Source organism: Rhizocola hellebori (assembly GCF_016862955.1).
GTDB classification, from domain to species: domain Bacteria; phylum Actinomycetota; class Actinomycetes; order Mycobacteriales; family Micromonosporaceae; genus Rhizocola; species Rhizocola hellebori.
The window spans coordinates 43,501-63,331 of the sequence record NZ_BONY01000005.1 but is presented as its reverse complement, the minus strand read 5'-3'; the positions used below and the strand labels follow the sequence as shown (position 1 = coordinate 63,331).

The 19,831-nt window shown below is 67.2% G+C and carries 22 protein-coding genes; 14 read left to right on the top strand and 8 right to left on the bottom strand.

From position 1 onward, the window contains the following. Nucleotides 1-25: 25 nt before the first annotated feature. Nucleotides 26-1,024: an RNA polymerase subunit sigma-70 gene (locus Rhe02_RS05165; protein ID WP_203906907.1), complete on the bottom strand. Its 999-nt coding sequence runs from the start codon at nucleotides 1,022-1,024 to the stop codon at nucleotides 26-28. Nucleotides 1,025-1,106: 82 nt separating this feature from the next. Here Rhe02_RS05165 and Rhe02_RS05160 point away from each other — a divergent pair, with 82 nt between their 5' ends. Further along, nucleotides 1,107-1,478 carry a nuclear transport factor 2 family protein gene (locus Rhe02_RS05160; protein WP_203906906.1) on the top strand — a complete coding sequence of 124 codons (372 nt, stop codon included), beginning with the start codon at nucleotides 1,107-1,109 and terminating at the stop codon, nucleotides 1,476-1,478. Between the two features lies 1 nt (nucleotide 1,479). On the opposite strand, the gene Rhe02_RS05155 is transcribed toward Rhe02_RS05160, so the two are convergent. Beyond that, complete coding sequence (locus Rhe02_RS05155; protein WP_203906905.1) at nucleotides 1,480-2,835, bottom strand: MFS transporter; 1,356 nt, start codon at nucleotides 2,833-2,835, stop codon at nucleotides 1,480-1,482. Between the two features lie 51 nt (nucleotides 2,836-2,886). Between Rhe02_RS05155 and Rhe02_RS05150 the strand changes: the two genes are divergently transcribed. The 6 genes from Rhe02_RS05150 to Rhe02_RS05125 all read left to right on the top strand — a co-directional run bounded on the left by Rhe02_RS05150 (nucleotide 2,887) and on the right by Rhe02_RS05125 (nucleotide 7,893). After that, on the top strand, nucleotides 2,887-3,513 hold the full coding sequence (locus Rhe02_RS05150) for a TetR/AcrR family transcriptional regulator (protein WP_203906904.1): 627 nt from the start codon (nucleotides 2,887-2,889) through the stop codon (nucleotides 3,511-3,513). Between the two features lie 52 nt (nucleotides 3,514-3,565). After that, complete coding sequence (locus tag Rhe02_RS05145; protein WP_203906903.1) at nucleotides 3,566-4,918, top strand: flavin-containing monooxygenase; 1,353 nt, start codon at nucleotides 3,566-3,568, stop codon at nucleotides 4,916-4,918. Beyond that, nucleotides 4,915-5,763 (top strand): SDR family NAD(P)-dependent oxidoreductase, encoded by an 849-nt coding sequence (locus Rhe02_RS05140; RefSeq protein WP_203906902.1) that lies wholly within the window; start codon nucleotides 4,915-4,917, stop codon nucleotides 5,761-5,763. Before Rhe02_RS05145 ends, Rhe02_RS05140 begins: the two co-directional genes overlap by 4 nt. Nucleotides 5,764-5,842: 79 nt before the next feature. Further along, on the top strand, nucleotides 5,843-6,268 hold the full coding sequence (locus Rhe02_RS05135; protein ID WP_203906901.1) for a hypothetical protein: 426 nt from the start codon (nucleotides 5,843-5,845) through the stop codon (nucleotides 6,266-6,268). Nucleotides 6,269-6,335: 67 nt separating this feature from the next. Continuing rightward, nucleotides 6,336-6,647: a hypothetical protein gene (locus tag Rhe02_RS05130; protein WP_203906900.1), complete on the top strand. Its 312-nt coding sequence runs from the start codon at nucleotides 6,336-6,338 to the stop codon at nucleotides 6,645-6,647. 184 nt (nucleotides 6,648-6,831) lie between these two features. Further along, nucleotides 6,832-7,893, top strand: a complete 1,062-nt coding sequence (locus tag Rhe02_RS05125) for a glycoside hydrolase family 16 protein (protein ID WP_203906899.1) — start codon at nucleotides 6,832-6,834, stop codon at nucleotides 7,891-7,893. A 9-nt stretch (nucleotides 7,894-7,902) separates the two neighbouring features. Here the strand turns inward: Rhe02_RS05125 and Rhe02_RS05120 are convergent, their stop codons facing one another. Then, nucleotides 7,903-8,928: an ArsR/SmtB family transcription factor gene (locus Rhe02_RS05120; RefSeq protein ID WP_203906898.1), complete on the bottom strand. Its 1,026-nt coding sequence runs from the start codon at nucleotides 8,926-8,928 to the stop codon at nucleotides 7,903-7,905. Between the two features lie 137 nt (nucleotides 8,929-9,065). On the opposite strand from Rhe02_RS05120, the gene Rhe02_RS05115 reads away from it, so the two are divergent. Then, the gene (locus tag Rhe02_RS05115; RefSeq protein ID WP_203906897.1) at nucleotides 9,066-9,995 is read left to right on the top strand and encodes a serine hydrolase domain-containing protein; all 930 of its coding nucleotides are present in this window, start codon (nucleotides 9,066-9,068) and stop codon (nucleotides 9,993-9,995) included. A gap of 1 nt (nucleotide 9,996) precedes the next feature. On the opposite strand, the gene Rhe02_RS05110 is transcribed toward Rhe02_RS05115, so the two are convergent. Then, nucleotides 9,997-11,535 (bottom strand): alkaline phosphatase family protein, encoded by a 1,539-nt coding sequence (locus Rhe02_RS05110; RefSeq protein WP_203906896.1) that lies wholly within the window; start codon nucleotides 11,533-11,535, stop codon nucleotides 9,997-9,999. 147 nt (nucleotides 11,536-11,682) lie between these two features. Between Rhe02_RS05110 and Rhe02_RS05105 the strand changes: the two genes are divergently transcribed. Beyond that, nucleotides 11,683-13,524 (top strand): S9 family peptidase, encoded by a 1,842-nt coding sequence (locus tag Rhe02_RS05105; protein WP_239123379.1) that lies wholly within the window; start codon nucleotides 11,683-11,685, stop codon nucleotides 13,522-13,524. A gap of 25 nt (nucleotides 13,525-13,549) precedes the next feature. Here the strand turns inward: Rhe02_RS05105 and Rhe02_RS05100 are convergent, their stop codons facing one another. Continuing rightward, nucleotides 13,550-14,230 (bottom strand): FMN-dependent NADH-azoreductase, encoded by a 681-nt coding sequence (locus Rhe02_RS05100; RefSeq protein ID WP_203906895.1) that lies wholly within the window; start codon nucleotides 14,228-14,230, stop codon nucleotides 13,550-13,552. Nucleotides 14,231-14,526: 296 nt separating this feature from the next. On the opposite strand from Rhe02_RS05100, the gene Rhe02_RS05095 reads away from it, so the two are divergent. Both Rhe02_RS05095 and Rhe02_RS05090 read left to right on the top strand, forming a co-directional pair. Next, the gene (locus Rhe02_RS05095; protein ID WP_203906894.1) at nucleotides 14,527-14,859 is read left to right on the top strand and encodes a T6SS immunity protein Tdi1 domain-containing protein; all 333 of its coding nucleotides are present in this window, start codon (nucleotides 14,527-14,529) and stop codon (nucleotides 14,857-14,859) included. Nucleotides 14,860-14,929: 70 nt separating this feature from the next. After that, nucleotides 14,930-15,256: a hypothetical protein gene (locus Rhe02_RS05090; protein WP_203906893.1), complete on the top strand. Its 327-nt coding sequence runs from the start codon at nucleotides 14,930-14,932 to the stop codon at nucleotides 15,254-15,256. A 17-nt stretch (nucleotides 15,257-15,273) separates the two neighbouring features. On the opposite strand, the gene Rhe02_RS05085 is transcribed toward Rhe02_RS05090, so the two are convergent. Then, nucleotides 15,274-15,780, bottom strand: a complete 507-nt coding sequence (locus Rhe02_RS05085) for a DUF1269 domain-containing protein (protein WP_203906892.1) — start codon at nucleotides 15,778-15,780, stop codon at nucleotides 15,274-15,276. Nucleotides 15,781-15,938: 158 nt separating this feature from the next. On the opposite strand from Rhe02_RS05085, the gene Rhe02_RS05080 reads away from it, so the two are divergent. Next, on the top strand, nucleotides 15,939-16,685 hold the full coding sequence (locus Rhe02_RS05080) for a hypothetical protein (protein ID WP_203906891.1): 747 nt from the start codon (nucleotides 15,939-15,941) through the stop codon (nucleotides 16,683-16,685). Nucleotides 16,686-16,996: 311 nt separating this feature from the next. Here the strand turns inward: Rhe02_RS05080 and Rhe02_RS50470 are convergent, their stop codons facing one another. Next, nucleotides 16,997-17,128 carry a hypothetical protein gene (locus tag Rhe02_RS50470; RefSeq protein ID WP_275412592.1) on the bottom strand — a complete coding sequence of 44 codons (132 nt, stop codon included), beginning with the start codon at nucleotides 17,126-17,128 and terminating at the stop codon, nucleotides 16,997-16,999. 134 nt (nucleotides 17,129-17,262) lie between these two features. On the opposite strand from Rhe02_RS50470, the gene Rhe02_RS05075 reads away from it, so the two are divergent. Next, nucleotides 17,263-17,727: a pyrophosphohydrolase domain-containing protein gene (locus Rhe02_RS05075; protein WP_203906890.1), complete on the top strand. Its 465-nt coding sequence runs from the start codon at nucleotides 17,263-17,265 to the stop codon at nucleotides 17,725-17,727. Here Rhe02_RS05075 and def read toward each other — a convergent pair. Beyond that, nucleotides 17,707-18,372: a peptide deformylase gene (gene def / locus Rhe02_RS05070; protein ID WP_203906889.1), complete on the bottom strand. Its 666-nt coding sequence runs from the start codon at nucleotides 18,370-18,372 to the stop codon at nucleotides 17,707-17,709. The two genes, Rhe02_RS05075 and def, sit on opposite strands and share 21 nt — an antisense overlap. A gap of 95 nt (nucleotides 18,373-18,467) precedes the next feature. On the opposite strand from def, the gene Rhe02_RS05065 reads away from it, so the two are divergent. Next, complete coding sequence (locus Rhe02_RS05065) at nucleotides 18,468-19,829, top strand: condensation domain-containing protein (RefSeq protein ID WP_203906888.1); 1,362 nt, start codon at nucleotides 18,468-18,470, stop codon at nucleotides 19,827-19,829. The last annotated feature ends 2 nt before the right edge of the window (nucleotides 19,830-19,831 follow it).

Here is a 19,831-nt window from a genome sequence, read left to right as displayed (position 1 = left end):
AGCGACTCAGTCGCCGATGTCGCCCTCAGATCGCCGGTGCAAGCCCGAATCGGGCGAACAGGTCGTCGTCGAGGAACCGGGTGATGGCGTGAATCCGGTCTGCGCCAAGGGTCAGCACGATGAGCCCGGCCGGGTAGGCGATCGACTCGCCGGCCTGCGGCAGGTAGCAGCCGAAAGCGGGCTGGGTGTTGGCGCGCACGGGTAGCAGCCGGAACCGGCGGCCGGACCGCCAGGCCGCGCTGGCGCGCAGGAAGCCGGCGATGGCGTCCGCGCCCCGGTACTGGTGGGGGGCCGGCGGCATGGTCAGCCAGGTGTCATCGGTGAGCATGGCGACGATCCCGGCGATGTCGTCGGTGGTGAACGCTTCGGCGAAACGCCGGGTGAGGTCGCGCTCCTGCACCGAATCGGGGACAACTAACGCCACCTCATCGCCACGCCTCTGGTCAAGCGTCGCGCGAGCCCGTTGCAGGGTGCCCTTGACCGCGGTCTCGGTCGTGGCGAGCATTTGCGCGACTTCGGCCGCGGAGAAGCCGAGCACGTCGCGCAGGAGCAGGGTGGCGGTCTGGCGCGGCGGCAGCAGCTGCAACGCGGCGACGAAAGCGAGCCGAACCGCTTCCTGGCTCTGGTAGCGCGTCTCCGGCCCCGGCCCGGCGTCGGGAATCGCGTTGAGCAGGTCGTCCGGGTAGGGCTGGAGCCAGACCGCCTCCGCATGGCTGGTCGGCTCGGGCGGGGAGAACGGCGGCACCGGCGTCGGCGGGATGCGGCGTTTCTTGTCGCGCAACGCGTTGAGGCACCGGTTGGTGGCGATGCGGTAGAGCCAGGCCCGCACTGACGCGCGGCCCTCAAAGCCGGCCAGGTGACGCCAGGCCGCCAGCAGCGTCTCCTGCAGCATGTCCTCGGCATCGGCGAGCGAGCCGAGCATGCGGTAACAGTGCAGCTGCAGCTCGGCGCGGTAAGGGTCGGTGAGCTGCCGAAACGCCTCCTCGTCTCCGGTGCGGGCGCTGGCAAGTGCGTCGGCGGACATGATCACATCGTGCCACCGTTCCGTTCCCGCCGACGACGGTGTCTCAACACGTAGAGGCATTTGTGCGAGGAGAGGAACAACGATGACTGGCAGCACCAAAGCGGCCCTGCGGACAGCGCTGGCTTATCACGACGCGTGGACCGGCAAGGACCTGGACCGGGCCATGGGTTTCATCGCCGACGACATTGTCTGCGACGCGCCGGCGGGACGGATCGAGGGCGCGGCGGCCTACCGCGCATTCATGGGCCCGTTTGTGGAGATGCTCATCAGCACGGAGCTGATCGCGGCTTTCGGCGACGACGAGACCGCATTGATCATGTACGACACCGAGACCGTCCTGGTGAAGCACGCGCCCGGCGCGGAATGCGTCACCGTCCAAGATGGAAAGATCGTCTTCAGCCGGTTCCTTTTCGACCGGGCGCCGTTCGAGGCGGCACGCCGGGCGGCCGGCTGAGTCAGGCCCGCAGGTCGCGGTCGAGGGTGTAGCGGCGCTGGCAGAGCACCGCGACCACCATGAGCGCGGCGGGAACAAGGCCGAACCCGAGCCGGATCATGTCGTGCGCCTGTGCCGGCTGGGCCACCTGCTGCCCGGCCGCACTGGCCACGAACCCGCCGAGGGCCAGGCACGCGGCGTAGAGGTAGGGCCCGAGCGCACCGCCGGTGGCCTCGGCCGCGGTCCACATTCCCGTGTAGGAGCCGGCTCTGGTGGTGCCCTCGGCGCCGCCCGCGCGAATGACGTCGGGCATCATCGAGAACGGCAGCAGCTGCATCGCGGCGAAGCAGATGCCCAGAATCGCCACCGCACCAACGACAACGGCCACACCTGCGGCTTGGCCGATGGCCAGCACCAGCGATGCGGCGGCGAAGGTGAGCTGGGCGATGAGCAGGCCCGGCTGCTTGCCGATGCGGCGGGTCAGCATGACCCAGCCGGGTGTGGCGAGGAGCGCGGGCGCGACGAAGGCGGCCACCAGGACGGCGGTGAGCCCGGTGCGGCCCAGCTCGTACTCGGCGTAGTAGGGCACGGCGGCGAGCACGAGGTGGGTGGTGGTCGACATCAGCAGGTAGGCGGCAAGCAGCCAGCGGAACTGCCGGTCACCAAGGGCGGCAAGGATTTTGCGCAATCCCGGGGCGTGCGCCGCGCCGCTGACCGAGGTCGGCGCGACGGCGGTCAGCGTGCGCACCCCGCGCAGCCCGATCAGCATCACCACGAGCATCGCGGCGGCGAGGGTGGCGCCCATCAGGGTGTAGCCGCCTCGGGTCGGGGTCTCGCCACCCGCGATCACCGGAGCGATCACTCCACTTAGGAGGATGCCGAGGGTGAGCACCACCATCCGGAAGCCCATCAGGCGGGTGCGTTCGTGGTAGCCGATGGCCAGATCGGCCGGGGTGGCCAGGTAGGGCACCTGGTACACGGCGAAGAGCAGGTTGCCCGCGATGAAGAAGACCATGACCCACAGCGCGGCGGGTGGCCCGGTGAGCCCGGTGGGCAAGGCGAAGATGGCGGCGAAGGCCAGCGGCAGCGCGCAGCCGAGCATCATCAGCCCACGGCGGTGGCCGCGGCGGCGCAGCCCGTTGTCGGACAGATGGCCCACCCACGGGTGGATAATGACATCGATAATCTTCGGTAGCAGCAGCACCAGCCCGGCCAGCCAGGGGCTGACCGCGAGGGTGTCGGTGAGGAAATACAGCAGCAGGAGGCCGGGAACGGTGACCCAGATGCCCATGCCCAGCGAGCCGCCGGCGAAGGCGAGCAGCCCGGAGCGCGGCAGCCGATGTGCCTGGGCGAGGTCGGGTTGGGCCAGTGACGTCATCCGGTCCTCCTTAATCCAACATTTGCTGGATTGTAGGGCAGGATGGTCACCATGACTACAGCTCGACGTGGGCCCGGTCGCCCCCGCCGCGCGGACCAGCGCGACACCGCCGTGGCCATCCTGAGCGCGGCGACGGAATTGTTTGCCCGGCGCGGCTATGACGCCGTGGGCATGCGGGACGTCGCCACCGCCGCCGGCATCGACGTGGCGACAGTTCATCACCATGTGGGTACCAAGGCAGAGCTCTACCGAGCGTGTTTCGCCAAGGTGTTCGAGGCGGAGAGCGAAGCGCTGGCCGCCGCCGTGGCCGCCGCGCGCGCGAGCGTGGGCGAAGGCGAGCAGGAGACCTTCAAACACCTGCACGCGCTGCTCGATGCCTTCGTGGACTTCCTGGAGAAGGTGCCCGAGACCACCGGGCTCTGGCTGCGCCGATGGTCGGAGCCCGACCTGCATGCCGAGCTGGACGCCGCCTTCGCGACCCCGCTGTATCAGGCCGTCGAGTCGGTGCTTACCGCCGCCGATCGCCAGGGCTTGCTGTCCGAGCCCACCCCGCACATAGCCGTGCGCAGCCTGGTCTGGGCGGTGCACGCGCACGTGGTCAGCGGCAAGCGCACGAGCCGGGAAAGGGCCGCGTTCCGGGCTTTCGTTCACCGATGGGTGGACCGGATGTATCGGTGATCACTTGACGCCGCCACCTCGTGCGGGTCATTATCCAACGAGTGATGGATTAATGACCCCGGAGGTGACCGTGCCCCACCCCGCCCCGCGTGTCGCCGTGATCGGCGCCGGACCGGCCGGGCTCGCGACTCTCAAGGCGCTGGCGGACAACGGCATCCGCGCCAAGTGCTTCGAGGCCGGGGACCGCGTCGGCGGCCTCTGGATCTTCGGTGCCCCGCACTCGTCGGCCTATCGGACGCTGCACCTCAACACCAGCCGCGGCCGCACCGAATTCGCCGACTTCCCGATGCCGGCCGACTGGCCCGACTACCCCGATCACACTCGCGTCGCCGGTTATCTGCGCGACTACGCCGACACCTTCCGGCTCACCGGCCTGGTCTCGTTGCAGCACACCGTGCAGCGGGTCACCCGGCAGCCCGACGGCACCTGGGAGGTCGCCGCCACCGGCCCGCACGGCAGCATCACCGAGCGCTTCGACGCCGTGGTGGTGGCCAACGGCCACAACAGCACTCCCCGCCCGGCGAGCTACCCCGGCGAGATCACCGCCGAGCAGCTGCACAGCCACCACTACCGCGGCCCCGAACAGCTGGCCGGGCGGCGGGTGCTGGTGGTCGGCGGCGGCAACTCGGCCATGGACATCGCCGTCGACTCCTCTCACGTCGCCGAGCAGACCCTGCTGTCGCTGCGCCGTGGCGTGTGGATCGTGCCCAAACATCTGCTGGGAAAGCCTTCCGACACGCTCAACGGCGCCCTGGCCAAGCGGTTGCCGTGGCGGATGCGCCAGCGCATCAGCCAGACCATGCTGCGCCTGACCGTGGGCTCCCCCACCCGCTACGGGCTGCCCGAGCCCGGCGAGGGTTTCCTTCAGGACCACCCGACCCTCTCCGACGGGCTGCTGTCGCGGCTGAGCCACGGCGAGATCGACCCTCGCCCCGGCATCGAGCGCATCGACGGCGAGGTGGTGTCGTTTGTGGACGGAACCAAAGCCGCCGTCGATCTGATCGTGTGGTGCACCGGGTACCAGATAAATCTGCCCTTTCTCGAGCAAGCGCTGCTCGGCGCGGGAGCCGACCGGATGCCTTTGTACCGAAGGGTTTTCCACCTCGAAGCGACCGGCCTGATGTTCGTCGGGCTGATCCAGTCCACCGGCGCGGCCCTGCCGGTGGTGGAGGCGCAGGCCCGTCTGGTCGCCGCGCACCTGGCCGGAAGCTACGCGCTGCCCACCCTGGCGCAGCAGCGCACCGACTGCGAAGCGGTGCTGCGCGCTGCCCACGACCGTTGGGGCGACCGGCGACCGGCCATGCGCATCGACTTCGACGCCTACCTCACCCTCGCCGCCCGCGAGCTACGCGAGGGCGCCCGCCGCCGCGCCCGCGGCCAAGGCATCGCCTGGAGTGCCAAATGAGCGACCTGACCGGGCGTCGTGCGATAGTCACCGGCGCCGATGGCACCTTTGGCCGATTGCTGTGCCGGCGGCTCACCGCCGAGGGCGCCAGAGTGGTCGGCATCGATCTGCGCGGCGGCGAGCTGGATGGGGTCACCGTGCTGCCCTGCGATCTGACCGATGCCACGGCCGCCGCGCAGGCGGTAGCGCAGGCGGTGGACCTGCTGGGCGGGCTGGACCTGCTGATCAACAACGCGGGGGTGGGCGGCCCGGCCCCGGCCGAGCTGGCCCCGGGCGCCGCCGCACGGCAGCAGCTCGAGGTGAATCTGCTGGCGGCGTGGGCGACCACGGCAGCCGCTGTGCCCTCCCTGGAGGCCTCGCGCGGCCGGGTGATCTTTGTGGCCAGCCGGATGGCCGTGCTGCCGCTCCCGCTGGCCGCCGCCTACGGGGTGAGCAAACGGGCCCTGGTGGCCTACGCCGATGCGCTGCGGCTGGAGGTCGGCACCCACATCGGCGTCAGCGTGGTCTACCCGAGCATGGTGGCCTCGCCGATTCACGACGCCTCCGCCCAGGCGGGTCTATCCCTGCAGGGCGTTTCCCGCTACGAACCGGCCGCCGGAGTCGTCTCGGCGATCCTGCGCGCGGCCACCGCGCGCAAAGCTCCCCGCAACGTGGCCACCACACGGCGCGGCAGGCTGGAAATGGCGATCGCCCGGCACTTTCCCGCGCTCGCCGATCGGATGGTCCGGCGCACCATCGCCACCCGCATAGGCAAGGGCGACCTCGACGCCGCCCCGCTCGCGGCCGCCATGGTGCGCCGACACGGCGCAGGCTCGGATTCCGGCAAACTCTCACGTTTTTCTTAGGGTTTCGTCGCCTGGTGGCGGCCGATTCGATCACAGTGGAGTTGACCACCACTCACCTGAGGAAGAATTCGGAGCCGACATGACCAGGTCTGACCTTCCATCCGACGCGCCGGTTGAGAGCGGCGACATCGGCCCACGGCCTGCCACTGTCTCGCCCGCCGCCCGGTCGTCATGGCCGCAATGGCCCTCACCGCAGCAAGCGCTCGGTCTGGTCGGCGCTTTCCTGCTCGGCGCCTGCCTGTGCGGCGGAGCCGGGCTCGTGATCGGCGGCATCGCGGGCACCTACAGCTCCGACCACGGGCCTGGCCGCGACGGCTATTACCGCCGCGACGACTACTACCGCAGAGACGGCGACTTCCGTCCGCTTCCGCTTCCGCCGACGCCGGCCGCCAACACACCGGCCGCCCCGTCGCCATCGGTGAGCCCGACGCCTTCGGTGAGCCCGAAGCCAACGCCCAGCCGCGTAGCGTCGGCGAGCCCGTCGCCGTCACCCAGCCCGTCCTGAGCACTTGCGCGCTGCACGGTCTTCGCGGACTATCTGAGGATTGACATATCTGCGCGGGGAGGCCCTCATGCCAGCAAATGTTCTGCACCAGCCAAGAGTCGCGTTCGACGCGGCCCGCACGTTAGTAGATGTCTGCGCTGCTGACGACATCTTTGCCTGGTACGGAGATCAGCTCGCCGCCGTGCTCGGACCGTCCTACCAGCGCGACCTGCTCGCCACCCGCACCGAGCTCACGCGCTCGCAGCGGGTAGACATTCGCAACATCGAAACGGGGAAATGGCGGGTAAAGCTCGAGGACGTACTTCGCACCAGGGCAGATATCGCCGAAAGGCTCCATCACCTCACACAGTCCGCCACCACGCGACTCGCGCGTGAATGAGCTAGCTGGCACAACGAAATTTGTAGTTTCGTGGATCAAACCCTAATGAGTGCAACGCCTGTCAGGATCGTGGCTATCTCTAGCCTGCCAATCGACAGTCGTGTAGCGTCCTGGCGTTGTGAGCCCTATCGATTCCAGGTATTCACCGGACCCGGAAACAGGTCCTGGCAGACACCGTCGGCGAATGCGGTGGGCTGCACCGATCGCGATAGTGGCCGGGTTGGCGATGGTGCTGGCAGCCGGCATCGGCGCGGCGAATCTGGACTCGCTTCAGTCCACTGGCGAACAACCGTCAGACTCGGCCATCACGGCGACGGAAGCAATGGAAACACCAGGTGGCGAGCCCAGCGAGACACCTGTCGCCTCCGCTGGCCCGTCCGGGACGCCGCTGGCGACGCAGACTCCCTCCTGCGCCTTCGCGGTCAGCGCAGGGGTGTGCCCGATCGCGCCGCCGATGGCCGCGGCGGCCGGAAAGAAGTGGAAGATAAGCCTTGCCGAGGAGTTCTCGGGCACCTCCTACGACAAGACCAAGCTCTCGCCGTGTTTTGACTGGAACAACGGCGATTGCACATCGACCTTCAACAACGGCCGTGAGCACTACCAGCCGTCCCAGGTCGTGGTCTCCAACGGCACCGCGAAGCTGATCGCCGCCCCACTCAACCCGCCCTTCGCCTCGAAGTCCTGCCAGAACGGGTCCTGCACCTACAAGGCCGGGATGCTGTCGACCGCTCGGGCGAGGGCGAACGATGGGCCTTACCTGTTCTCCTTCACCTACGGCTATGTCGAGTCGCGGTTCAAATTCCCAGCCACGCAAGGGTTCTTCACCGCTTTCTGGATGCTGCCGACCGACCGCACCTACACCTATCGCTCAGAGATCGACATTCTCGAGCTGCTCGGCGATGATCCAACCACGATGTTCATGACCTACCACTACAACAACCGCACGGAATCGCATCACGTCAACAGCGGCAAGTTCAAGAACGGCGCGTGCGCGACCAAGGACTACTCGAAGCAGTTCGTCCGGATGGGCATGGACTGGCAGCCCGATCACATCGCGTGGTACATCGACGGCGTCAAGTGTGCTCAGTTCACCGGCGCCGCGAATATCGAGAACGGGCCGATGCAGCTCATCCTGCACATGATGGTGGACAACGACTGGCAGCGCCGGTGGAACGTCGGCCTCACCGATCCGACCCTCACCCGCCAGCTCGAGGTCGACTACATCCGCGTCTACCAGCAGGAATAGGTGGCGACGTCACTGACCGAGCAGCTGCGTCAGGCCTCGCCCCAGCTCGTGTTGTGCACCCGGCCGTAACCGGTAGTACACGTAATAACTCTGCCGATGGCAGTCCACCCAGCCGGCCTCCAGCAGCAGTTTGAGGTGCTTGGAAATGGCGGCATCGGTGAGCTTGATGAGTCCCGCCAGCTCCTGCGTCGAGCGCGGCCGCTCGGCAAGCAGTTGCAGGATCTGCAATCTGGTCGGATCACCGGCCGAGCGCAGGAACCGCAGCACCTCGAAGGGCGGCGAGGGCGGCTGGCCCTCCTCGTGCACCTGCGGCAGCGAGTAAATGATCGTCAGCGTCTGGCGCTCCTGCCGCTGCGCCAGCGCCACCAGCTCCGGCCAGACAAAGTGGGAGGGCATCAGTACCACAGAATCATCTCCTGCCAAGGCGAGACGGAGCTCTGGCCGATCGGTCTTGCCGGGCGGGCGCATCAGATATTCGCCGTTGTTGCAGGTGATGTGTGGCGATACCCGGTCCAGAGGCAGACCGGCGGCCACCGCTTGATCGAGACGCGCCTGCATCCCGGGCCACTGCGGGGCGAGGCACACGTTCCAATAGTCGTCGAGGAAATCCGCGAACCCGTCGCGGAAACCGGCCGGGTCCTTGATGAGGGCACGAAGCTGCGGGTGATCGGGCAGTCGCGACAATGCCAGGCGATCACCGAGTCCATTTCGCAGCAGCGCCGCGTGGGCAAGCTCCTCGGCGAAGTCTTGCGCCGGCGCCCGCCGCAACGCGGCCAGATCATCGGCCCAGGTCGCCGGGCGCTCCAGCCACACCTGGCGCAGGGCCAGCGGACGATCCTTTGACCAGAAGGCGAATCGGTCGGCCTGCCGCTTCAACGCCGATGACATGCGGGCGCGGGTGCGCAGCGCCCACGAGACATGCAACGGATGACGCTTGACCGCCTGCAGCACATGCAGGCTGCGCAGCACCTCCTGCCCTGGTGAATAGCAGTGGCGCACTTCGGTTTCGGCCGCCAGCCGCACCCGCATTGCCATGGCCCGATGTCCGTTCAGCTGTCCGGCTAAGAAGTTTCTTCAGGCACCACGGTAAACGTACGTTCGCGCTCATGACTATCGACCGGCGCACGCTACTCCTAGCTCTACCAGCGGTTTTGGCGGGATGCACCACTCCTGTGAGTTCGCTGCCAGACTCCTGGGCATTCCTTGGCACCTTCTCCGGTACGGTGCTGGTGGCCCGGCCGCAAGAGGCCGTCCTCAAACGGGCCTACGGCCTGGCCGACCGCGCCCGCAACGCCCCGAACACCGTCGACACCAAATTCAACATCGCCTCGATGGGCAAGATGTTCACCGGGGTGGCCGTCGCTCAGCTCACCCAGTCCTTTGGCGACAGCGCCGCGCGCTACGTCCCCGGGCTCGCCCCGGAGATCACCCTCCATCATCTGCTGACCCACACCTCAGGGCTGGCCGAGGCGCTGGGACCGGAATTGCCCACGGTCGCCCAAATCGTGGCCCAGCGGCCGGTGTCCAAACCGGGTAGCAGCTTCGCCTACAGCAACGCGGGATTCATCGTGCTGGGAGCGGTGATCGAGAAGATCAGCGGGATGCCTTATGCCGCTTATGTTCGCTCGCATGTGCTGGAACCCGCCGGGATGACCGCCACCGGCATCGAGGCTTACCGGCCGCGGGACGTCGCCGGGATGGCGCTCGGCTACCTGCCCGACGGCGGTGACAGCGGCGATCGTGTGCACGTGGCGAACCCGTCCGGTGGCGCCTACTCCACCGTGTCCGACATGTATTCCTTCGCCACCGCACTTCAATCGGGCAAGCTGCTGCCTGCGCCGCTCGTCGAAATGGTCACGGCCGGAAAGGTGGACGCCAACCGGCCGGGCGGGCCGCCGATGGACAGGTACGCCTACGGATTCAGCGATCAGACCGTCAACGGCATCCGGATAGTCGGCCACAACGGGGGCACTCCCGGTTATGAAGCACAGCTCGATATCTACCCGCAGCGCGAACAGGTCGCCGTCCTTCTGTCCAATGTAGATAGAGGGGTGATGCCGGTGGCCAGGCAAGCGCAGGACTTGCTGACCGGCTCCCGCTGAGCTAGCCGAGGAACCCGGCGGTGCGCATCTTCGCCGCCACCTCCACGAGATACCGGCTCGCTTCCGCCTTGGTGGTGATGGCCTCCGCCCTGTCGGCGATCTGGGAACTGGCCTGCGGTTCGAGGCGTCTCTCCTGGATCGCCGCCAGCTGCACGAAACCACGAAGCGCCGCGTCCACCGGCTCCCGGGCGTCGGCCGGGTCGAAGTCGATCCGGCCGACACCGCACTCGAAACCCGACTCCGCGGGAGACGGCAACGTGCGCGGCGTATCGCGGGGTTGCCTGGCCGACAACAGGTGCAGGAAGTCGTTCGCGGCGGCGTCGCGGTCCGTGAGCGACGGCAGACCGAACAGACGCTCCACAGTGGACAGCAGCGAGGTGTGGTCGTACTCGGTGTGGTCGATGAGGTTACAGCCTCGGCCATCGAGAGCCGCGCGCACATCTGGCACCCAGGGCGAAACGACGACGGCAGGAACCCTGGTGCCGAGCAGCTCGAAGGTGAAGCCGTTGCCGTTGTTGCCAGGAATTTCCACATCCCCGGGTGGGACTGCCGCAGGCGGCGGCACGTGGTCGTAGAAGCCGCCGTGCTCGTCGTAGGTCACCACCAACAGGCTGGACTCCCAGAGCGGGGACTGGCGGATCGCCTCGTAGGTCTGCTTGACCAAAGCCTCGCCCCGCGTCACGTCGTCCTTGGGATGTTGGCTGTTGCCGCACTGGAAATCACCGAGCGGACGTTCGAGCACCCCGTAGTTGGGTTCGATGAAGACGTAAGCGGCATCGAAGTCGCTGTCGCGCAGATCGTCGGCGAAGTAGTCGAACTTTCGGTAGTGCGTGCGCATCGTCTCCAGCGTCATCACCGACAGGGCGGAAACCTGCGGCAGCGGATCGCCGCAGTAGACCCGCCATTGCAGGCCCGCCCTGTCCAGCGCCTCGAAAATCGAGCCGTTCTCGAACTGGTAGCCGCCGAACTGCGACCGGACGATCTCCATCCCGGTCGGGCTGCGATCCAGGCCACCGGAGGTCGCGGCGTGCAGGAAGAAACGATTCGGCCAGGTCGGCCCGGGCATCGAGGAGAACCAGCGATCGCAGACCGCGAACTCGCGCGCCAGCGTGCCCAGCACCGGCAGCTGCTGCGGGGTGTAGCACGCCATCACCACACCCGGGTCGGCGACCCCTTCGGCACTTTTCTCCGCCACCGCCTCACCGCCGTAACTGTCGACGTATCCACCGAGGGTCAGCGGCGGGTACTTACCCGACTTGTCCACGACCGCGGTGGAGGTGAGCTGGAGCTGGACGTCGGCATATTCGTGCGGCGGATCCACCGGCAACACATAGGGGGCGTTGGCCCGCACCGAGTAAGTGACTCCATTGTAGACATTTGTTTCGTCGGTCGGGCCGTCAGCCGTTGTCGGCGAACCGGTTTGCGCATCGACGCCAGCGCCAAGCACCAAGCCAAGCATGTGGTCGAAGGAACGATTCTCAAGAACCAGCACGAATACATGCTTGATCTTGCTGGCGGGGCCGGACTGATCCTGCGACATGCGATCAGCGTGGACCATCAACCATGATCTATCAATAGCGATCGCGTCTGGAACGCGGGCACGCCATAACCGTACCGGACCTGGTGCCACCGCACATCAGGCAGAAGATGGTTTCTATAGGGCGATTCCTGGCATACCGTGCGCCCCATGATGTATGAAGCAGTTCCGCTGATCCCCCGGTCGGTACTGTTCGCCGATCGTCGGTACGCCCGCCCGCGAATCTCTCCGGACGGCTCCAAATTGGCCTACCTGGCCCCGCACGGCGGGTTGCCCAACGTGCACGTAGGTCCGCTGGCCGACCCGGCCTCGGCGCGCCCACTCACCAGCGGTCGCGGGATCGGCCGGTACGGGTTCTGCCACGACGACCAGACCCTGTTCTATCTTCGCGACACCGACGGCGACGAGAACTGGCGGCTGTGGCTGGTCGACCTGGCCAGCGGCGAACAGCGCTGCGCGACGCCCTTCGATCAGGTTTCGGTGCGGGTGCTGGGGCACGACCGGTCCCGCCCCACCGAAATGTTGCTGGGCATCAACAAGGACAACCCGCAGTGGCACGATGTCTACCGGCTGAACCTGACCGACGGATCGCTCACCAAGGAGCAGCACAACCCCGGCTACGCCCGCTGGCTGGTGGACACCGACCTGGCTGTGCGCGGAGCTGTCGCCGTGACCGAGGCGGGCGGTCATCAGATCTTCCTGCGCGACGGGCCTTCCGGCGACCTCACCCGATGGCTGGCGGTGCCACCGGAGGACGCCATGTCGGTCGGGATCAGCTTCTCTCGCGACGGCCAGACCATCTACCTGATCTCCTCGTTGGACGCCAACGCCATCCGGTTGGTGGCGATCGATGTAGCCAGCGGCGAAAGGACCGTGCTCGCGGAGGACCCCGCATTCGACATCAGCCACATCGAGTGGGATTGCCGAACCGAGCGGCCACAAGCGGTGGTGTTCAACAAGGAACGCGAGGAGTGGGTGTTCCTGGATCCGGTTTTCGCCACCGAGTTCGGCTGGCTGCGCAAGCGGCTCGGCGCGGACTGCGAAATCGGGCTCAGCCGCACCGCCCGTGACGACGGAATCTGGCTGGTGTCAGCACTTCCGTGTGACGGGCCGGTCAGCTACTACTCGTACCAGCGAAGCACCGCCCAACTCACCTTCCTCTTCCACAGCCGGCCGGAGCTCAACGAGTACCAGCTGGCGCGGATGGAACCGTTCGAATACACCGCCCGCGACGGCTTACGGGTACCGGGTTACGTCAGCTACCCGCCCAATGTGCCGGCCCGGGACCTGCCCGCAGTGGTCCACGTCCACGGTGGCCCGTGGGAACGGCACGAGTGGGGGTACGACATCGAAGCCCAGTGGCTGGCCAACCGCGGCTACGCCTGCGTTCAGGTGAACTTCCGCGGCTCGACCGGATACGGCAAGGCGTTCGTCAACGCGGGCGACAAAGAGTGGGGCCGGGCCATGCACACCGACCTGCTCGACGCGATCGGCCACCTCGCCGCCTGGGGCATCATCGATCCGAGCCGGGTCGGCATCATGGGTGGCTCATTCGGCGGCTACGCCGCGCTGGTGGGCGCGGCCTTCACCCCTGAGGTGTTCCGCTGCGCGATCGACCTGTGTGGACCGGCGAACCTGTTGACCTTCCTGCCCGCGATGGTTCCCTACCGGCGGCCGATCACCCGGCTGATCTACACCCGGGTGGGCGACCCGAACACCGAGGAGGAGATGCTCAGGCAGCGCTCGCCGCTGTCGGCGGCCGACCGGATCAGGATTCCGGTGCTGGTCGCGCATGGCGAGAACGATGTGTTTGTCAGGCAGCACGAGGCCGAGCAAATCGTCGCGGCGTTGCGCCACAACGGTGTCCCCCACGAATATCTGCTTTTCCCGCACGAGGGTCATGGCCTGGACGTGCCGGAGAACCGGCTGCGCTATTACGCGGCCGCCGAACGGCTCCTGGCCGAACAGCTCGGCGGCCGGCTAGAGCCCTGAGGAGGCAGGGCTGCCGTGGCTGAGGTCAATCAGCCATGGCGTCGGCCTTGGCGGAAGGCACAGCAGAGGGCGCCGCCCAGCCGGACGAGACGGCCAAGGCCGCGGCCTGTTGTATCGCGGCGCCGATCGCCGCGTCACGCAGATCCGGGGTGACGTCCATCGGCTGAGCGCTGATGAACTCCACATCGGTCACCCCGACGAAACCGAAGATCGATCGCAGGTAAGGTTCGTGGAAGTTGTAGCCCTGCAGGTGGCTGCCCGGCGAATAGTCCCCGCCGTGCGAAGTCACGCACAGCATGCGTTTCCCGGTGACCATCGGCACGACCTGGCCCACTTCGTTGTAGCGGAACAGGTAACCCGGCTGCACGATGCAGTCGATGTAGTACTTCAAGGCGTAGGGGATGCTCAGATTCCACATCGGAGCGGAAATCAGATAGGCGTCGGCTGCAAGGAAATGCGCGATCAGCGACTCGATCTGCCGCCACGATTCCTCATGGCTCTTGTCGATCGGCTGTCCGACCATGAGTGTGTATTTTGCCTCGATGTTGTCGCCGGCGATGGCGGGCAGGTCGTAGTCGTACAGGTCCACGACGTCCACGGTGACATCGTTGCGGGCCGCCCGTAGCTCGTTGACAAAAGTCTCGGAGACGCGAAGGGTGTTGGATTGCCCGGTTCGCGGCGTCGCGATGATGTGAAGCAGCCTCATTTAGCCCTCGAAACTGGTAGAAGATCAAACATGCTAGCTTTCGCTTTTAAGGCGTGTCACCGCACAAGCGTCCACCGGCTGAGGTCTAAACGAGGTGGGTGGGGAGTCGATTCGCGGACGTCGCCCATCCGATACTCGGCTCTTTCGACCCGCAGGCCGGTGCACACCGGTTCGGAGGGATGAGGGACATTCGCATGTGGACAGATAGATTGGCGGGTCGATGTTCGAGGAATTCGAAATGAGGTTTGCGCCCACGGATCAAGATCCCCGCGGCTTAACACCGGCGTCATCCGGCGGTGATCCGGAGCTGGATCGCCTGTTGGTGCGCCGATGACAAGACGGTGGCCATTTACGAACCGGCCTACGCCGAGGCTTTCGATACCGAGGCGGGCGTCGCGCAGTTCCACAACCGCCTCCTGCTGGAGGAGGATTCCGAGATCCTGTGCCCGGAGGACTTCGAGCAATGGCGTGACGCCAGCGGTGTGGCGGAGCTGCCCTTCGGCAAATGCGCCGGTCTCACCGTGCCGCTGTTCCTCGGCGGCACCGAGGAAGCCGGCAACCTGTCGCTGACCGACACCGAGGTCTACTGGTCGATGACCGCCCAGATGCGATCGGTTCTCGACGAATAGGCAAGTTGTGTGCAGAAGTACGCGGAACGCCAAGCGCCCCCGGGCCAGACTGGGCAGCGGGAGGAGCGACATGGCTAGATTACGCAAACCCTTGGTACCCGACGGGCCGGTCCGGCTCTACTTCGAACGGCTGCACGCCATGCATTTGGCCGCAGGGCAGCCCAGTGTGCGGCAACTGCAGCGGGCCACGCGCAGCGCGCGCCGGCCCACCGGGATCAATCCCACCACGATTCACGACGCTTTCGTCAAGCCGCGTCTGCGGGAGTGGGAAGTGGTACAGGAGATCGCACGCCAGCTCGGCGGCGATCTCCATGAGCTCTTCCTGTTGTGGCGTCAGGCGCGCGACGTGCAGCTCAGATACTGCAACCCCGAGCCGCGGGGCACCGCCCACACGTAGCGGCCTGACGCCGCTTGTCACATCTGGTTCACGGCGTTCTGCAGAGCCTTGTCGATGTCCTTCGGGTCGACGCCGAGCTCCTCGGCGCTTTCCTTCTCGGCCCGGGTCACCGCGTTCTGCACAGCCTTCTCGACGGTGCTTTCCCCGACGACGACCAGACCGGCCTGACCGGGATCGATGAAGTCGCCTAGTTCCTTGACCTCCGAGCGGGACATGCCCTTGGCCAGGTGGCCGCTGACGCCGCCGATCGCGCCGCCGACAGCGGCGGTGGCGAGGATCGCCGGCGGGAAGAGCAGGCCGACCGCCGCACCGGCGGCGACGCCCCACCACGCGCCGTGACGGGTGGCTGTCTCGTCCTTGTTGACGTGCACCTTGCCCTTGGCGTCCTTGGTGACGATGGCCGCGTCATACGACCCGACCAGGCCGCTGGAGCGCAGATCCTTCACGACCTCGTAGTCGGCCTCGGCCGACTCCTTGTCCGAATACGTGGCGACATAGATAAAAGTGGTAGCGGTGGCGCTCATGTGTGTTTTCTCCCCGTGTGTAAACGGCCGTCCACGGGCCGTGTCTGCTGTCCATCCTGGCGGCTTCGCTCGATCGATGTGGCGGGATCATGAAAATCGCACCGGCCGCGACTCGATCGGCATCCGCCGATGTTGACTAGGGCAAATATGCTGCGCCCATGAATGTGGTACGGCTCGCTCCCGGCTGCGCGGACAGGGATCTCTTGGTATCACAGGTCTATCGGCTCTCCGGCGCCGTGGGCGATTGCGAGGTGGGCGCCATCCTGCCGGACGCGTCCACCCGGCGCCCGGTCGAGCACGGGGACCGTGAGTCCTACCGAGCGACCACGGCTACCCCCTCGCCCGCCCTCGTCGAGGTGATCCGTCCGCCCGCGCCCATGCTCAACGCCGCGACACACCACCACCGCGGGCAGTCCACCGCCAAAGGCCGCCGCCGCGCCCGGGAAAGCCTTGCCGGCGCGGCGCTGGATCACGGTGCCGAGTTCCTTTTCGCGCACAGCAGCCCGGCCGATGGGCTGACCAGCACGGTCTACCCCGGCACGACGCTGCGGCCCGGCCTTCATGTCGACAACCGGGACAACAAGCCGCTGCGTACCCGGCTGCGCAGCCGAAGGCGCATGGGGCTCAACCTCGGCCCCGGTAGCCGCTGGCTACTGGTCTGCTTTCCCGACATCCTGACCATCGCGCAAACCCTGGGCCGCGATCAGGATCGGGTTCCTGGCAACGACGAGTTCGGTGAGTTCGTCGACAGCCGCCGCCACGACGTCACCTGCGTGTGGATTCCGGTGCAGCCCGGCGAGGCCTACGTCGCGCCGACCGACCTCGTGGGTCACGACGGCGGGACGTTGGGGTCCCAAGAGTCGACCATCTACTTCTTCCTGGGCTCCTGGGCGCGCGCCGCCTAGGTTTCTGTGTCTAGTCCCAGCTGATGGTTGACGATAGATCTTGGATGGAGGTGGTGGCCGTTACCGAGCGTCGCTCATGCGGGACTGCGAACGCACGCTCACGCCGATATCCAAGCGCAAGCGGGAACCCCGACACCTCCCGTCGAGGCGTGAGTTCCCCGGACCCGGCCCGGCTCGAACGGGCTGCCACCCCCACCATGCGACGGGCAGGACGCACCCTTACCGGGTAGATGCGCCTTGGGCGGGCTCACAGAGATCATATGTAGAGCGGATTGTGAAAGCGACAGAGTTCTGAAGCCCCCAGCGTCCGCTCATGCCGCTGGGTTGCCGGCGTCGACGAGCCAGTCGAGCCGGGTCTTGAGGATGTTCGTGGCTATGCCGAGCTCGTTGCGGAAGTCGTTGTACCGGGTCCCACCACTTCGAGCGCGCGGGCGGCCGAGCACACCTGCGAGTCGTAGGTCTTGCCGAGCATGGGCGCCACTTCACCCAGCCGCGCTTGCATCATGAAAGCGCACGACCGCAAGCATTGGCGGCGTGTCCGCAGGACCGGTCGGTCCCGGGGTGAGACGCTGCGGGCATGTCAGAGGAGAGCCGCGCAACGACGCGGGCCGGCCTGAGCCGGGCCGCCGCTTCGGTCGGGGAGTTTCACGCCCACTTCGGCCTGCGCCGCCAAGCCCTCCCCACCGCCGACATCGAGCCCGGCCTGGCCGCGCTGCGGGTCAGCCTGCTGGAGGAAGAGGTTGGCGAGTTCGCCGACGCGACCGCCGCCCGCGACATCGTGGAGATCGCCGACGCGCTGGCCGACATCGTGTACGTGGCCTACGGCGCGGCCATCACCTATGGCATCGACCTCGACGCGGTACTCGAAGAGGTGCACCGGTCGAATATGACCAAGCTCGGCGACGACGGCAAGCCGATCTACCGCGCGGATGGAAAGGTCATCAAATCGGCGAACTTCCGCCCGCCGGACATTCGCCAGGTGCTGCATGACCAGCAGCCGCTGCCCGTCGACGAGTTCGGCCTATCCGCCATCGACGCCTGAGAGATCGGGGATCCCCAGCGCGATCGCCCTTTCCCGGCGACCGGCCCAGACGCTTTCCCGCATCTCGATCATCTCGTGGTGCACCGACAGCCGTTGTGCCTCGGTGAGCCGATCCACGTAGAGCACGCCGTCGAGGTGGTCGGCCTCGTGCGCAAGGCAGCGGGCGAAGAACCCGGTCCCCTCGATCACCACCGCCTCGCCGCTGCTGTCCACGCCGCGCGCGATCGTCTTGTCGTTGCGCGCCAAGGCATGTCGTGGCCCAGGCACCGACAGGCAACCCTCGCCGGCCTCCACCGGGCTGCGCAGCTTCGCGTCAATGGGATCGAGCACCGGGTTGAGAATATGGCCCACATGGCGCTCGCCCTCGTCGTCGAGGCAGTCGTAGACGAAAAGCCTGAGGTCGACGCCCACCTGGTTGGCGGCCAGCCCGGCTCCTTTCGCGACATACATCGTGGCGAACATATCGGAAATGAGCTGTGTCAGCTCGGCTGTGCCGAAATCGGCAGCCGCCCGGCACGGCCGATGCAGGATTTCCTCGCCCACCACGGTGATCCGCAGGGCGCGGCCGGTGGCCGCCTCGGGCGCGAAAGCGGGGAATCCGTCGACGGGCCGGCCCATGAGCCGAACACTTCGCTGCTGGGACATCTGGGGTGCCTCGGGGTGAGAAGTCTGCTGGCACGGAAATCCTATACACCGCGCACACTAAGCGGTCATGAGATCGATCAGTATCATCATCAGTCATGCAGACGTTCGCTGACTTCCGCGGGGACAGGGCGGTCAGCGCGCCGCTGACCTGGGGGCAATACGCCATTTGGAAGGCGATCGTCGCGCTGGCGCCCGGTGACGCCGTCCTCAACCAGCAACGGCTGCTGACCGTGCCCAACCGGGCCGAATGCGCCGTGGCCGACGCGGCCGGCGCGATCGGTGCGCTGATCAGCCGGCACGAATCGCTGCGCACCCGGATCCGCGATGACAAAGGCGAACTGCGGCAGGAGGTGGCATCGGCCGGGCGGCTGCCATTGACCGTCGTCGACTGCGACCGGCTCGACGTGTTCGCCACCGCCGATGCCCTGGTCCACCAGCTGGCGCAGCCCCGGTTCGACTACGCGGCGGGATGGCCGCTGCGTGTCGGGCTGGTGGTGGCCGACGGGCGCGTGCGGCACATCGCCCTGGTGGCCAGCCACGCGGCGATGGACGCCTACGCCGCCGATGTGGTGCTGCGCGAGCTGCGAGTGCTTCTGCTTCGTGGTGGCATCGCCGCCGCGCCCGAGCTGCAGCCGGTGGACCTCGCTCAGCGTGAACGCGAGTCCGGCGCCCGGCTGACCGACCGTGCCATCGCCTACTGGCTCGATCGATACGCCGGGCTGCCGGCCAGCATGTTCGAACCGGTCGGGCCCGCTGAGTCGCCGCGGTACCAGAAGGCATCGCTGATCTCGGCCGCGGCCGAGGCGGCCGTGCGCATCTGTGCTGCCCGGCACCAGACCAGCACGTCGACGGTGCTGCTGACGGCGACCGCCGGGCTGATGGCGGCGTGGACAGGGCATCGCAGTTGCGGCCTGCTGACCATCTCGGGCAACCGCCTGCAGCCGGGCCACCAGGGCCTGGTCGCCCCGACCAATCAGCTCGGACTCGTGGCGCTGCAGGTCGAACCGCGCGAGAGCTTCGCGCAGCTGTTGCCGCGCGCCTGGCAGGCGGCGCTTCAGGGATACCGGCACGCCTACTGCGATCCGGTGGCGCTCAACGAGGCGCTGGAGGCCGCCGGCCGCTCACATGGCGCGGAAATGCAGCCACACTGCCTTTTCAACGACGTGAGGCAGAGCGCCGACACCGATCTGGCCGGTGTCGTACCAGACAAATCCTTGGTCATCGCCACCCGCGGCGACTCGACGCTGACCTGGCCGGAACGCTTCGAGCGCTTCAACTGGCGGTTTTTCCTCGAGGTGCAGAACGCGCCGGGCGCACTCAACCTGCGCCTGGCCGCCGACACCGAATGTCTGCCCTCCGCTGAGGTGGAACGGTTCCTGCGCGCGATGGACCGGCTGCTGGTGGACGCGGCCCTGGGCGACGTGCACTTCGCCGACTGCGTGCGGCATGCCGCCTAGCG